12 protein-coding genes are annotated in these 14,864 nt (G+C 65.9%); 3 read left to right on the plus strand and 9 right to left on the minus strand.

The features are described 5' to 3' along the window. On the plus strand, window positions 1-895 hold an 895-nt coding region (gene dctP, locus QZ994_RS00005; RefSeq protein WP_290866492.1), incomplete at its 5' end, for a TRAP transporter substrate-binding protein DctP. Window positions 896-897: 2 nt separating this feature from the next. Then, complete coding sequence (locus QZ994_RS00010; RefSeq protein ID WP_290866494.1) at window positions 898-2,739, plus strand: TRAP transporter large permease subunit; 1,842 nt, start codon at window positions 898-900, stop codon at window positions 2,737-2,739. A 6-nt stretch (window positions 2,740-2,745) separates the two neighbouring features. Here the strand turns inward: QZ994_RS00010 and QZ994_RS00015 are convergent, their stop codons facing one another. The 9 genes from QZ994_RS00015 to icmF form a co-directional block, all read right to left on the minus strand. Continuing rightward, window positions 2,746-3,534 carry an enoyl-CoA hydratase gene (locus QZ994_RS00015; RefSeq protein ID WP_290866497.1) on the minus strand — a complete coding sequence of 263 codons (789 nt, stop codon included), beginning with the start codon at window positions 3,532-3,534 and terminating at the stop codon, window positions 2,746-2,748. An 8-nt stretch (window positions 3,535-3,542) separates the two neighbouring features. Continuing rightward, on the minus strand, window positions 3,543-4,526 hold the full coding sequence (locus QZ994_RS00020; protein WP_290866499.1) for an MDR family oxidoreductase: 984 nt from the start codon (window positions 4,524-4,526) through the stop codon (window positions 3,543-3,545). Between the two features lie 42 nt (window positions 4,527-4,568). Beyond that, window positions 4,569-5,414: a cobalamin-binding protein gene (locus tag QZ994_RS00025; protein WP_290866501.1), complete on the minus strand. Its 846-nt coding sequence runs from the start codon at window positions 5,412-5,414 to the stop codon at window positions 4,569-4,571. Next, window positions 5,401-7,218 (minus strand): acyl-CoA dehydrogenase, encoded by a 1,818-nt coding sequence (locus tag QZ994_RS00030; protein WP_290866504.1) that lies wholly within the window; start codon window positions 7,216-7,218, stop codon window positions 5,401-5,403. Before QZ994_RS00030 ends, QZ994_RS00025 begins: the two co-directional genes overlap by 14 nt. A 29-nt stretch (window positions 7,219-7,247) precedes the next feature. Next, entirely contained in the window at window positions 7,248-8,099 is an 852-nt protein-coding gene (locus QZ994_RS00035) for a 3-hydroxybutyryl-CoA dehydrogenase (protein ID WP_290866506.1), read from the minus strand. A 35-nt stretch (window positions 8,100-8,134) separates the two neighbouring features. Then, a complete protein-coding gene (locus tag QZ994_RS00040; RefSeq protein ID WP_290866509.1) occupies window positions 8,135-9,316 on the minus strand; it encodes an acetyl-CoA C-acyltransferase family protein in 1,182 nt (393 codons plus the stop codon). A 97-nt stretch (window positions 9,317-9,413) separates the two neighbouring features. Further along, window positions 9,414-9,974: a cob(I)yrinic acid a,c-diamide adenosyltransferase gene (locus QZ994_RS00045; RefSeq protein WP_290866511.1), complete on the minus strand. Its 561-nt coding sequence runs from the start codon at window positions 9,972-9,974 to the stop codon at window positions 9,414-9,416. 2 nt (window positions 9,975-9,976) lie between these two features. Next, window positions 9,977-10,282 carry a hypothetical protein gene (locus tag QZ994_RS00050; protein ID WP_290866513.1) on the minus strand — a complete coding sequence of 102 codons (306 nt, stop codon included), beginning with the start codon at window positions 10,280-10,282 and terminating at the stop codon, window positions 9,977-9,979. Window positions 10,283-10,318: 36 nt separating this feature from the next. Continuing rightward, window positions 10,319-13,618, minus strand: a complete 3,300-nt coding sequence (gene icmF / locus QZ994_RS00055) for a fused isobutyryl-CoA mutase/GTPase IcmF (protein ID WP_290866516.1) — start codon at window positions 13,616-13,618, stop codon at window positions 10,319-10,321. Window positions 13,619-13,791: 173 nt separating this feature from the next. Between icmF and QZ994_RS00060 the strand changes: the two genes are divergently transcribed. Next, the gene (locus tag QZ994_RS00060) at window positions 13,792-14,832 is read left to right on the plus strand and encodes an AraC family transcriptional regulator (RefSeq protein ID WP_290866518.1); all 1,041 of its coding nucleotides are present in this window, start codon (window positions 13,792-13,794) and stop codon (window positions 14,830-14,832) included. Window positions 14,833-14,864: the final 32 nt, after the last annotated feature.

The following is a 14,864-nucleotide window of genomic DNA, read 5'->3' on the forward strand; positions in this document are numbered from 1 at the left end:
CCACCAGCAACTGCTGGAGCTGGGCGAAACCTGGCGCGCCGCACAGGGTGGTGGCGCCAGGTTTGCCGTGTTCACCGATGGCAGCCAGGGTGGCGAGGCCGAGCTGGCGCGGCGCATGCGCATCGGGCAGCTGCAAGGGGCCTTGATGTCGGTCGTGGGCCTGCGCGAGATGGAGCCCAGCATCGCCGCCCTGCAGAACCTCCCCCTGCTGTTTCGCAACTGGGACGAGGTCGACCACGTGCGCGAGAAGATGCGCCCCGCCATGGAGAAGCGTTTTCTCGAGCGCGGCTTCGTCATCCTCGGTTGGGGCGATGCCGGCTGGGTGCGCTTTTTCTCCAAAGAACCGGCCCTGCGCCCTGGCGATTTCAAGCGCATGAAGTTCTTCGCCTGGGGGGCCGAGCCCGAGCAGCAGGCCATCATGAAGAGCCTGGGCTACACGCCCGTGCCACTGGAGACCGCCGACGTGCTGCCCTCCTTGCAGACCGGCATGATCAACGTCATCCCGGCCACACCCTATTTCGCGCTGGCCAGCCAGATCTACGGCACGGCCCCGAACATGCTGGACATCAACTGGGCGCCCATCGTCGGTGCCCTCGTGGTGACCCAGAAGGCCTGGGACGCCATGTCGCCCGCCGGCCAGCAGGCCCTGCGCAGCGCCGGTGAAAAGGCCGGCTTGCAGATGCGCACCCAGGCCCGCAAGGAAGTGGACGAGGCCGTGGCCGCCATGAAGAAGCGTGGGCTCACGGTGAACACACCCAACGCCGAACAGATGCGCGAGTGGACGCAACTGGCCGAGCAGCTCTACCCGCGCATCCGCGGCACCATGGTCCCCGCCGACACCTTCGACGAGGTCTTCCGCCACCTCAAGGCCTACCGCGCCGCGCGGGGGAAGTGAGCGTGACCGCCCCGCATGACACGGCCCGCGCCACGGGCCTGAGGGCGCTGGCCCGCCTGGACAACGCACCCGCCATGCTGGCCCTGGCGCTGATGACGGTGCTGCCCCTGATCGAGATGGCGCTGCGGCCCCTGCTCGGCCGCGGGGTGGACAACGCCCCTGTGCTGGTCCAGCACCTGGGCCTGGTGCTGGCCATGTTTGGCGCCATCGCCGCCGAGCGACGTGGCCACCTCACCAGCCTGGGCAGCGCGCGCACCCAGGCTGCCGTGCGCGGCTTGGCCAAGGGCGGCTCGGCCCTGCTCTGCGGCACGCTGGCGCTGGCCGGCTGGCAGCTGGTCGATGCCGAACGCCAGGCCGGGCAGCTGCTGGCCTACGGCATGCCGGTGTGGTGGGTGCAACTCAGCCTGCCGCTGGGCTTTGCGCTGCTGGGCATGCGGCTGGGGGCCGCTGTGGCGCACAGCCCAAGGTGGCGCGCCATCACGGCCCTGCTGCTGCCCCTGGCCGGCTGGGTGGCTGCCCGCACCTGGCAAGACCACGCCCTGCCACTGGGCCCGGCCCTGCTGGCCATCGTGGCGCTGCTGCTGGCCGGTGCGCCCGTGTTCGCCGCCCTGGGGGGCCTGGCCCTGGCCCTGTTCTGGAGCGATGGCCTGCCCCTGGCCTCCATCGCCCTTTCGCATTACCAGATCACGGTCAACCCCTCGCTGCCCGCCCTGCCCTTGTTCACGCTGGCGGGCCTGGTTTTCGCCCGCACCGGCGCGGCCGGCCGCCTGGGCGCCGTGTTCGTGCAGGTGTTTGGCGGCGGTCAGCGCGGCACGGTGATGGCCACGGCGGTGCTGTGCTCGGCCTTCACCGCGTTCACCGGTGGCAGCGGCGTCACCATCCTGGCGCTGGGAGGGCTGCTGCTGCCCCTGCTGCGCCAGTCGGGCTACCCCGAACAACGCGGCATCGGCATGGTGACCAGCGCCAGCGCCCTGGGGGTGCTGCTGGCGCCCTCGGTGCCCCTGATCATGTACGCGGTCATCGCGCGCGTGCCCATCGAGGCCATGTTCCTGGCGGGGCTGCTGCCAGCCCTGGTGATGGTGGCCAGCCTGCTCCTGCTGGGAGGCTTTCTGCGCGGAACCGCTGCGGCAAACGACCAGGCCCACACCCCTGACTTGCCTCCCACAACCCGGCCCAGCCTGCGCTGGGCCCTCGCGGCCGCCTGGACGGCCAAGTGGGAAATCGCCGCGCCCCTGGTGGCCATCGGCGCCATGGTCAGCGGCCTGGCCACGCCCACCGAAAGCGCCGCACTCACCGCCGCTTACGCCGTGCTCAGCCAGGGCCTGGTGCACCGCGAACTCGGCTGGCGTGCCTTGGGCCACTGCCTGGCCGAATGCGCACAGGTGATCGGCGGCGTCATGCTCATCCTGGGCATGGCCCTGGCGCTCACCAACTTCCTGGTCGATGCCGGCATCCCCGATCAGGCCGTCGAATGGGTGCAGGCCGCCATCCCCAACAGGCACGCGTTTCTGCTTGCCCTGTGCGCCTTCCTGTTCGTTGCCGCCGCGCTGATGGAGATCTTCGCGGCGATCGCCGTGCTGGTGCCGCTGCTGCTGCCCGTGGCCCACAGCTACGGCATCGACCCCCTGCACTTCGGCATCGTCTTCCTGGCCGCCATGGAAGTCGGCTTCCTGTGCCCACCCGCCGGCATGAACCTCTATTTCGCCTCGGCCATGTTCGGCAAACCGATCCGGTATGTGGCGAAGTCGTTGCTGCCCGCCATGCTGGCGATCTTTGCAGGCACCCTCGTCATCGCCATGTGGCCAGGGTTGTCGACGTGCTTGCCGGAGTGGTGGCGCCAATGAAGGGCCTCAGGCCTTTTCAAAAACAGGCGGCCGTTTTGCCAGGAATGCCGCCATGCCTTCCTGTTGATCCGGCGTCCCGAACAGGGCCTGGAACACACGCCGCTCATACTGCACCCCATCGCTGAGGCCGGTTTCGAAGGCGCGGTTGACGGCCTCCTTGGCCAGCATCACGGCCGGGCCACTGAGCGTGGAGATCAGCGCCCCCATCTGCAAAGCCTCGGGCAAGAGCTGCGCCAGAGGCACCACGCGCGAGACCAGACCGATGCGCTCTGCCTCGGTCGCATCCATCATGCGGGCGGTGAGCACCATGTCCATCGCCTTGGCCTTGCCCACCGCTCGCGGCAGCCGCTGTGTGCCACCGGCGCCCGGGATGACGCCCAGCTTGATCTCCGGCTGACCGAAGCGGGCGTTGTCTGCCGCGATGATGGTGTCGCACATCATGGCCAGTTCACAGCCGCCACCCAGGGCAAAGCCCGCCACGGCTGCGATCACCGGCTTGCGCACGCGGCGAATGGTTTCCCAGTTCCGCGAGATCAACTCGCTGCGGTAGGCGCTCATGAAATCATGGCGCGCCAGCTCGGGGATGTCGGCGCCGGCCGCAAAGGCCTTGTCTTGGCCGGTGAGCACGATGCAGGCCACAGTGGGGTCCTGATCGAAGTCCAGCAGGGCCTGCCCCAGTTCATCCATCAAGGCGTCGTTGAGCGCGTTCAAGGCCTTGGGTCGGTTCAGGGTGATCAAACCAGTCTGGCGATCGCCCTCGCCATGCCTGCTCAACAGAATGTGTTCAAAGTTCATGTGGACCTTCATTGGTTGACATCGACGATGGCACGCCCCTTGAGGCGCCCTTCCAGCAATTCGGGCGCAACCCGGATGACATCGCTCAGGCCGATGGTGTGGCTCATGCGCGCCAGGGCCTCGCCATCGATGTGGCGCGCCAGCAGGGCCCAGGCCTCTTCGCGCACAGCCTGTGGCACGAACACGCTGTTGATGCCGTAGAGGGTGACGCCGCGCAGGATGAAGGGCATCACGCTGCCGGACAAGTCTGCGCCCTGTGTCAGCCCGCAGGCTGCGATCGCGCCGTTCCAGCGCGTGGCGGCGCAGGCATTGGCCAGGGTGTGGCTGCCGACCGTGTCGACCACGCCCGCCCATCGCTCGCTTTGCAGCGCCTTGCCGGGTGATGCGAGCGCCGCACGATCCATGCACTGCACCTTGCCCGCACCTTGAAACGCCATCACCACCTGCGGCCGACCTGTGGCCGCCGTGACGTCCATGCCCAGCGCCGACAGCAAGGCCACGGCCACCGAGCCCACGCCACCACTGGCCCCGGTGACCAGCACCGGGGCGCCGGCCTTGAGCCCATGGCGCAGCAGGGCCATCACGCACAGGGCGGCGGTGTAGCCCGCCGTGCCAATGGCCATGGCCTGCGGCAAGGTGTAGGCCTGTGGCAGGCGCTGCAACCAGCTGGCCGACACGCTTGCCCGCTGCGCCAGGCCGCCCCAGTGGGTCTCCCCCATGCCCCAGCCATTCACCACCACCTGATCGCCTGGCTGCCAGGCAGGGTCGTCGCTGCGCTCCACCACACCCGCCAGATCGATGCCTGGCACCATGGGCCATTGCCGCACGATGGCACCTCGGCCAGTCACCGCCAAGGCATCCTTGAAGTTCAGGCTGCTGAAGGCCACGCGGACGATGACCTCACCGGGCGGCAATGCGGCATCGGCCAAGGGCACGATGTCGGCCACGGTTTGGCGGTCGGACTGGGTGAGCATCAAGGCAAGAAAGGTCATGGCATGCAAGGGCAACAGGTAGCAGGAAGCAGGAGGGGCTGGTCAAACGCTGGGCGGCGACCACTTGGACCAACGCATGACGATCTGGTGCAGGGCATCCAGGCCATCCGTCAGCGCGGCGGGCCCTGGCTGCAAGATCAGCGGAGATTTGATTTCATGGAGCTCGCCATCGCGCACCGCCGGCACGTCATGCCAGCCCGGCCGGCGCTCGACCGATTCCGGTCGGAACTTCTTGCCACACCACGAACCGATGATGATGTCGGGCGCGCGCGCCACCACCTGCAAGGGATCGGCAATGATGCGGTCCCGCCCCATGCTGGCGCGGGCGCGCTCGGGAAAAATGTCTTGCCCGCCGGCCAGCGTGATCAGCTCGCTCACCCAGCGTATGGCCGAGATCTGAGGCTCGTCCCACTCTTCAAAGTAAACGCGAGGGCGCCGTGGCAGCTGCGACGCCTGAACCTGAACGCCGCGCACCTTCGCCTGCAAGGACTGCGCATAGGCCCGGGCCTTGTCGGGCACCCCCACCAGGGCACCCAGTCGCATCACGTAGCCCAGTATCTCGGCCACCGAGCGGTGGTTGCTGATCCAGACCTCCACGCCATGCCTGATCAAGGTCTGGGCAATGTCGGCCTGCATGTCTGAAAAGCCGATGACCAGGTCGGGCCGCAGGTCCAGAATGGGCTCGATCTTGGCGCTGGTGAAGGCCGAGACGCGCGGCTTTTCGTGCCGTGCCTGAGGTGGCCTCACGGTGTACCCGGAGATGCCCACGATGCGATCTTGCTCGCCCAGCGCGTACAGCACCTCGGTGGGCTCCTCCGTCAGGCACACGATGCGCTGCGGGATGCGGGGGCTCAGATCGATCACGCGGGCAGCCTCAGAACAGCTCATCCGACAGCGCCAGCACGGCCTGCGCGCCCCGGGTCACGCCGTGCAGCAGCCCACTCACCTCGGGCATGACGTGGTCCGCGTAGAAGCGCGCCGTGTGCAGCTTGGACTGCATGAAGGGCAGGTCTGCTGCAGCCTCGCCGTTGGTGCACTGGTCCCTGTCCAGCGCCTGCCTGGCCGCCAGCGCCGCTCGGGCCATTTGCCAGCCACCGGCCACGATGCCGAACAAGGCGAGGAAGGGCACCGCGCCGGCCAGTGCCTCGCGCACATCCTTGCTGTATTGGTCCACGATGTACTGGACGGCCACATCGAGTGCCGCCACGCCTTGCGCCAGGCTGCTGGCGATGGCGGAGAGCTCCGGGTCATCGCCCTCATTCAGAGCCTGCACCACGCCACGCATGTCATCGATCACGCGACGCACCGTTGCGCCCTCGTCGCGGGCAACCTTGCGGCCGATGAGGTCGGCGGCCTGGATGCCCGTTGTGCCCTCGTAGATGGGGGTGATGCGCGCGTCGCGCCAGTGCTGGGCTGCACCGGTCTCTTCGATGAAGCCCATGCCGCCATGGACCTGAACCCCGAGTGAGGTAACCTGAACCGCCGTTTCCGTGCTCCAGCCCTTGACGACGGGGATCATCAACTCGACGAAGGCCTGTCGCTGAAGCCGACAAGCCTCGTCGGGGTGCGACTGCGCCTCGTCCATGGCCAGCGCCACCACGCAGGCCACGGCACGCAAGGCTTCGGTGCGCGACTTCATCTGCAGCAACATGCGCCGCACATCCGGGTGGCGAATGATGGCCACCTTGTCTCGGCTGCTGGCGCCTGCCTCGGTGCCCTGCACCCGGTCACGCGCATACGCCAGCGCCCGCTGGTAGGCACGCTCACACAAGCCGATGCCCTCGATGCCCACCGAAAAGCGCGCGGCGTTCATCATGATGAACATGTAGGCCAGGCCATGATGGGCCTCACCCACCAGCCACCCCGTGGCACCCTGCTCGTCTCCGAAGGACAGCACCGCCGTCGGGCTGCCGTGGATGCCCAGCTTGTGCTCGATCGACACGCAGCGCACCTCGTTGCGCGCGCCCAGGCTCCCGTCTGCATTGACCAGGAACTTGGGCACCACAAACAAGGAGATGCCCTTGACGCCCTCAGGCGCGCCGGGCATGCGGGCCAGCACCAGGTGGACGATGTTGTCCGTCAGGTCGTGGTCGCCATAGGTGATGAAGATCTTTTGCCCGAAGACCCGGTAGGACCCGTCGGGCTGCGGCAACGCACGGGCCCGCACCGCAGCCAGATCGGAGCCGGCCTGCGGCTCGGTCAGGTTCATGGTGCCGGTCCACTCGCCACTGATCATCTTGGGCAGGTAGATGGCCTTCTGCTGCGGACTGCCGCAAAGCTCCAGGGCCTCGATGGCACCGCGTGTCAGCATGCCGCACAAGGCAAACGACAGGTTGGCGCCGTTCCACATTTCCTCAACCAGTGCAGACAGCAGGCGCGGCAAACCCTGACCACCGTGAGCACTGGGACAGGACAGCGCATTCCACCCACCTTCGCTGAACTGGGTGTAGGCCTGCCGCCAGCCCGTGGCCGTGTGCACCTGGCCATCCAGCCAATGTGCGCCTTCGCGGTCCCCGACCACATTCAGTGGCGACAACACCTCGCTGGCGAACTTGTTGGCTTCTTCAAGGATGGCATCGGCCACGTCTGCATGGAGGTCTGCCTGACCCGGCAAAGCCATGACCTCGGCCAGCGGGGCCAGGTGGCGCAGCACGAAGCGCATGTCGCGCAAGGGAGCGATGTAGTCGTTCATCTGGATGCGGCTTGAATGAATGAAGGTGCTCAGGCGTACGAAAAGAAGCCCTGCCCGCTCTTGCGGCCCAGGTGCCCGGCGGCCACCATCTCCTTGAGCAGCGGGGCGGCGCGGTATTTGGGGTCACCCAGGCCATCAGACAGCACGTTCATGATGGCCAGCACCGTGTCCAGCCCGATCAGATCGGCCAGGGCCAATGGGCCAATCGGGTGGTTGCAGCCCAGCTTCATGCCCTCATCGATGTCGGAGGCCGAAGCCACGCCCTCCTGCAGCACGAAGATGGCCTCGTTGATCATGGGGATCAGGATGCGGTTGACCACGAAGCCCGGGTTGTTGCGCACCGTGACCGGCGTCTTGCCGATGGCCTGGGCAAAAGCCATGGCCAGCTCACCGGTCGCGTCCGATGTCTGCATGCCGCGGATCACTTCGACCAGCGCCATCAAAGGCACGGGGTTGAAGAAGTGCAGGCCAATGAGGCGCTCGGGCCGCTTGAGCACGGCCGCCAACTGCGTGATCGAAATCGACGAGGTGTTGCTGGCAATCACGGTGTCGGGGCCGAGCAGCCCGTCAAGCTGGGTCAGGATCCGCAACTTGAGTTCCAGGTTCTCGGTGGCCGCCTCGATGACCAGTTGGGTGCCGGCCAGGTCTTCGTACCGTGTCGAGCCTTGCACGCGGGCCACGGCGGCGTCACGGTCGGCCTGGCTGAGCTTGTCCTTCTTGACCAGACGGTCCAGGCTGCCAGACAGCGTGCTCAGGCCGCGCTGCACGGCCGCGTCGTGGATGTCGATCATCGTGACCCTCAGGCCCGACACGGCGCAGACCTGCGCGATGCCGTTGCCCATGGTCCCTGCCCCGATGACCCCTATGTGTTCGATCTGCATGACAACTCCGGATGGACTGCTTGTGGGGCCGATCGTCAGACGCGCTCAAAGATGGCGGCAATGCCCTGCCCGCCGCCGATGCACATCGTGGCCAGGGCATAGCGCCCGCCTGTGCGCTGGAGTTCGTAAATGGCCTTGGTCGTGATGATCGCGCCCGTCGCGCCCACCGGATGCCCCAGCGAGATGCCCGAACCATTGGGGTTGACCTTGGCAGGATCCAGGTCCAGCGCACGCGACACCGCGCAAGCCTGCGCCGCAAACGCCTCGTTGGCCTCGATCACATCCAGATCCGACACGCGCAGCCCCGCGCGCTGCAGCGCAATCCTCGTGGCCGGCACCGGCCCCAGGCCCATCAGGCGGGGATCCAACCCGGCGTGGCCATGGCTCACCAGCCGCGCCAGTGGCGTCAGGCCATGCGCTTTCACGGCGGCCTCGCTGGCCAGCACCACGGCGGCCGCGCCATCATTGAGTCCGGAAGCATTGCCAGCCGTCACGCTGCCGTCCGCCTTGAAGGCCGGCTTCATGGCGCCCAATTGGGCCAGCGTCACGTCGCCGCGCACATGTTCGTCGGTCTGGAACACGACCGTGCCCTTGCGCGAAGCCATCTCGACGGGCACGATCTGCGTGGCAAAGCGCCCCTCGGCAATGGCCCGCGCGGCACGCTGCTGGCTTTCCAGTGCAAGCGCGTCCTGCATGTCTCGACTGATGCCTTCTTGTGCCGCCACGTTCTCGGCGGTGACGCCCATGTGGATGCGGTGGAAGGGGTCGTGCAGAATCCCCAGCATGTAGTCTTGAATCATCGCATCACCCATCCGAGTACCCCAGCGGGCAGAGGGCATCAGGTAGGCGCTGCGGCTCATGGCTTCGGCACCTGCCCCCACGGCGATGTCGGCGTCCCCCGCCGAGATGGACTGGGCGGCCAGCAAAATGGCCTGGAGACCAGAGCCGCACAGCCTGTTGACATTGAACGTGGGGGCCTCCTGAGGGATGCCGGCATCCATGGCCGCAACACGGGACAGGTAGGCATCACGCGGCTCGGTGGGGATCACATTGCCCATCACGAGATGCCCCACCTGGCTGGCGTCCACATGGCTGCGGCGCAGGGCTTCCCGCACGGCGATGGTTGCCAACTGACTCAACGGAACATCCTTCAGCGTGCCGCCGAAGGTGCCGATGGCGGTGCGTGCGGCACCAACGAGATAGATGCTTTGGCTCATGATTCAAAATTTGGGTTGCGGCAGCGGCCAGGAGCCACTGAAGTGGATGGAGGCGCATGCCTGCGACGCGCGCCTGATGAAGGGGGGCACGCGTCGATCAATCGACACGCGCACGGTTCCAGAGAGGCTCGGCCTGGCTGGCCTGCTGGTTGAGCACACGGGCCATGACAAAAAAGAGATCGGACAGCCTGTTGAGGTATTGCCGCGCCGTGTGGCTGATCGACTGGAGTTCGGCGAGGTCCACCAGCACACGCTCGGCCCGGCGACATACCGTACGGCACATGTGCGCCTGAGCTGCAGCCAGGGTCCCCCCAGGCAACACGAACTCGGTCAGACGGGGCAACGTGGCATTGGCCAAGGTCAGCCAGGCATCCAGTGCCACGACACGCTCTTCCTTGAGCAAGCTGTAGCCAGGAATGCTGAGCTCCCCACCCAGGTCCAGCAGGTCCTGCTGGATGCTCCCGAGCAGGTTCCCCATGTCCAGATGGCAATCCGGCACGCCCAGGGCCCTCAACAGTCCGACGGCGCTGTTGAGCTCATCGACATCCCCCATGGCCGAAACCCTGGGATCCGACTTGCTGACGCGGCTGCCATCCCCCAGACCCGTGGTGCCGGCGTCGCCGGTGCGGGTGGCGATGGTGGACAAGCGGTGTCCCATGGTCAATGCGCACGCTGTGAGGAGAGCGCAGACACGGCGGCCTGCGACGTGCGGCCTGCCAGCACTTCCGCCTTGTGGTAAAGCGCCAGCAAGGTGGCATCGCGCACGGCGGCTGTGCGACAGTAGGCCCAGCTCTCATCGGGCACATCGGCACCCGCATGCACAGCCATGGAGAGCCTCACCACCGCCAGGCGCTGATGACCGAAGCCAATGCTGCGCGCCAGCAACCACAAGGCCGACTCACGGGCAAGGAAGACCTCCTGAACGGAGGCATCAGGGCGCCCACCCGACGTGTATGTGCGCTTCATTTCACGGACGTTTTCACGGGACATTGTTGTCTCACCTCACATGCTGCGGCGGTACTGACCGCCCACTTCGAACAAGGCGTTCGAAATCTGCCCCAGCGAGCACACGCGCACCGCGTCCATCAGCACGTCGAACACATTGCCGTTGTCGATCACGGCCTGCTGCAGACGCTTGAGCATGGCTGGCGCCTCACCGGCGTGTCTCGCGTGGAAGTCTTGAAGGCGGCGCAGCTGGCTCTGCTTTTCGTCGTCGGTGGAGCGCGCCAGCTCGATGGTCTCCTGCACCGCATCGCCATGCGGGTTGCGGAAGGTGTTCACGCCGATGATGGGGTACTCGCCCGTGTGCTTGAGCATCTCGTAATGCATGCTCTCTTCCTGGATCTTGCTGCGTTGGTAACCGGTCTCCATGGCGCCCAACACGCCGCCGCGCTCCGCGATCTTCTCGAACTCGCCCAGCACGGCCTCTTCGACCAGTTCCATCAACTCGTCAACGATGAAAGCACCCTGGTTGGGGTTCTCGTTCTTGGCCAGGCCCCACTCCCGGTTGATGATCAGCTGGATGGCCATGGCACGGCGCACACTGTCCTCCGTGGGGGTGGTGATGGCCTCGTCAAAGGCGTTGGTGTGCAGGCTGTTGCAGTTGTCGTAGATGGCGATCAGCGCCTGCAAGGTGGTGCGGATGTCGTTGAACTGAATTTCTTGCGCATGCAGCGAGCGCCCACTGGTCTGCACGTGGTATTTGAGCTTTTGACTGCGCTCGTTCGCGCCGTACTTTTCACGCATGGCCACCGCCCAGATGCGGCGGGCAACCCGTCCCAACACGGTGTATTCCGGATCCATGCCGTTGCTGAAGAAGAAGCTCAGGTTGGGCGCGAAGTCATCGATGTGCATGCCGCGCGCCAGGTAAGCCTCCACAAAGGTGAAGCCATTGCTCAGCGTGAAGGCCAGCTGGCTGATCGGGTTGGCACCCGCCTCGGCAATGTGGTAGCCACTGATCGACACCGAGTAGAAGTTGCGCACCTGGTGCTGCACGAAGTACTGGGCAATGTCGCCCATCACCTTGAGGCTGAACTCGGTCGAGAAAATGCAGGTGTTCTGGCCCTGATCCTCCTTGAGGATGTCGGCCTGCACGGTGCCGCGCACATTGGCCTTGGCCCAGGCCTTGAGCTCATGCAACTCCTCTCGCGAGGGCGGTCGGCCATGCTTGGCCGTGAACTGATCGATCTGCTGGTCGATGGCCGTGTTCATGAACATGGCCAGGATGGTCGGCGCCGGCCCATTGATGGTCATGGACACCGACGTGGTCGGGCTGCACAGATCAAACCCGTCGTACAGCACCTTCATGTCGTCCAGCGTGGCAATGCTCACGCCGGAGTTGCCCACCTTGCCGTAGATGTCCGGGCGCAGATCCGGGTCATTGCCATAGAGCGTGACCGAATCGAAAGCCGTGGACAAACGCTTGGCGGGCATGCCCTCGCTGACCAGCTTGAACCGGCGGTTGGTGCGAAAGGCATCACCCTCGCCCGCGAACATGCGCGTCGGGTCTTCGCCTTCGCGCTTGAAGGCAAAGGTGCCCGCGGTGTAGGGAAAGCTGCCTGGCACGTTTTCGAGCAGCAGCCATTTGAGCAGCTCGCCGTGGTCTTCGTAGGTGGGCAAGGCCACCTTGCGTATCTTCGTGCCACTCAGGCTGGTCTGCGTGAGCCTGGTGCGGATCTCCTTGTCGCGAACCTTGACGACCAGCTCGTCACCGGCATACGACTCACGCAGCGCAGGCCAGCCCGCCAGCAGGTCACGTGAGCACGCGTCCAGCTTGGCCTCACGCTCCTTGGCCAGAGCCACAAGCTTGTAGCCCACAGCCTCAGGCCCGTTGTCGGCAACCTGCGCCTGCAGCAAGCGCTTGGCCGCCATCAATTGCTGAGCCTCGCGTGCCAGGCGCGCCTGCTCCCGGGCACGGCGTTTGTAGCCGCGCACCGTGTCGGCGATCTCGGCCAGGTAGCGCACGCGTGCGCCCGGCACCACCGGTGTCTGGTGCGTGCTGTGGCGGGTGTTCACCAAGGGCAGAGCGCCCTCTTGAACGGGCAGCCCCAACTCGGCCAGGCGCGCGCGCAAAGCCTGGTACAGGGCCGTCACGCCATCGTCGTTGAAGCGGCTGGCCATGGTGCCGAACACCGGCATGGCATCGGGCATCACCGTGAAGGCCTCGCGGTTGCGCTGCACCTGCTTGGCGACATCGCGCAGGGCATCTTCGGCGCCCTTGCGGTCGAACTTGTTGATGACCACGAACTCGGCAAAGTCCAGCATGTCGATCTTTTCAAGCTGGCTGGCTGCACCGAACTCCGGCGTCATCACATACATGGGCACATCGACCATGGGCACGATGGCCGCATTGCCCTGGCCAATGCCCGATGTCTCGACGATGATCAGATCAAAGCCCGCGACCTTGGTCGCAGCCAGCACATCCGGCAGGGCCGCACTCACCTCGCTGCCGGTGTCACGCGTGGCCAGACTGCGAACGTAGACGCGCTGCCCCTGTTGCCACGGGCTGATGGCGTTCATGCGGATGCGGTCGCCCAGCAGTGCACCACCGCTCTTGCGGCGTGAGGGGTCGATGCTGATCACGGCGATCCGCAGGCGGTCGCCTTGATCCAGTCGAATGCGGCGGATCAGCTCGTCCGTCAGGCTGGACTTGCCCGCGCCCCCTGTGCCCGTGATGCCCAGCACCGGTGTCTTCACCGCCTGAGCCCGCTCATGCAAGGCCGCCAGCATGTGGGCGTCGGCCTTCTGGTTCTCCAAGGCGGTGATCAACTGCGCCAGCGCACGCCAGGCTGCTTCACTGTGGCCGGTGATGGCGTCGATGTCAGACGGTGCGTAGGGCGACAAGTCCTTGTCGCAACGCATCACCATCTCGCCGATCATGCCCTGCAGCCCCATGCGCTGCCCATCTTCCGGGCTGTAGATGCGCGCCACGCCATAGTCGTGCAGCTCGCGAATTTCGGCCGGCACGATCACGCCACCGCCGCCGCCGAACACCTGGATGTGCTCGCCGCCACGTTGCCTGAGCAGATCGACCACGTACTTGAAGTACTCGACGTGACCGCCCTGGTAGGAGCTGATGGCAATGCCTTGGGCATCTTCCTGCAGGGCCGCTGTCACCACCTCATCGACCGAGCGGTTGTGCCCCAGGTGAATGACTTCAGCGCCCATGCTCATCAAGATGCGGCGCATGATGTTGATGGCCGCATCGTGACCATCGAACAAGGCAGCCGCCGTGACGAATCGGACTTTCTGAGTGGGCCGGTATTCGGCCATCGCTTTGAATTCTGCGGACAGATCGGTCATGTGTTGTCTCCTGCCACATGACTGTAGGCAGGCACGCCTTCATGCACCATGGCCTTGCCCGCCAGGCTGGCTGGCAGTTTTGGACACCCGCACATACGCGAACAAGGGCGAACAAGCAGCGCTAACATCGGCAGGTATCACGCACTCGCCTTCAACGGCTTCAACCCGTCAAGATGGACGACCTCAAGGACAAGGACACCGTCTCGGTGTATTTCGTGAATGCGGCGCTGAGCCACCTTGACGAGGCGGCTCGGGCTCATGCGCTCAAGACCTCGGGCATCCCTTCCGAACTGCTGGGCTCACCTCAGGCTCGCGTCACCGCACCGGCCTTCTCGGCGCTGTGGCGCGCCACGGCGCTCGCGCTCAACGACGAGTTTTTCGGCCTGGACGGTCGGCCCATGAAGGTCGGCAGTTTTGCCCTGCTCTGCCACGCTGTATTGGCTTGCGACAACCTGGACCAGGCGCTCAAACGCGCGCTGCGAGGCTTTGCACTGTTTCTCGACGACATCCATGGCGAGCTGCGACTCGATGGCGCCCATGCGGTCATCGACGTACACAACCGCATCCAGGCCCCGCAAGACCGGCTGTTTGCCGACGAAACCTTCCTGATCCTGGTGCATGGCCTGATGTGCTGGCTGATCGGGCATCGTGTGCCGCTGGCACAGGTGAGCCTGGCCCACGCCCGCCCCCTCCACGCACGCGAGTACACGCGCATGTACTCGCAGCACCTGGCGTTTGACCAGCAGCTCACCCGCATCAGCTTTGATGCGCAGGTGTTGGGCCGCCCACTCGTGCAGAACGCGGCGACCCTGCAGCAGTTTCTGAAGTCCGCGCCGCAGTCGGTGTTCCTCAAATACAAGAACGAAGACAGCTGGACAGTGAAGCTGCGCCGGCGGCTGCGCAGCGCGCTGGGCAGTGAGACCTGGCCCGTTTTCGAAGAACTGGCGGCAGAGTTGGGCACCACCCCCACCACCCTGCGCCGGCGCCTGGAGGCAGAGGGCAACAGCTTTCAGGACATCAAGGACCAGCTGCGCAGCGACCTGGCCATCAACCTGTTGTGCCACAGTGCCCAGAGCATTGACGACATCGGCGCACAGCTCGGCTTTCAGGATGCCAGCGCCTTCCATCGCGCTTTCAAGCGCTGGAACGGGCTCCAACCGGGTGAATACCGCCAGCGCCGCCTGAGCGCCGCACCACCCTTGAAAGACCGGTGATTGCGACGCCATGAAAAAAGGGCGGCTCGATG

The organism is Aquabacterium sp. (assembly GCF_021768455.1).
In the GTDB taxonomy this organism is placed as follows: Bacteria; Pseudomonadota; Gammaproteobacteria; order Burkholderiales; family Burkholderiaceae_C; genus Aquabacterium.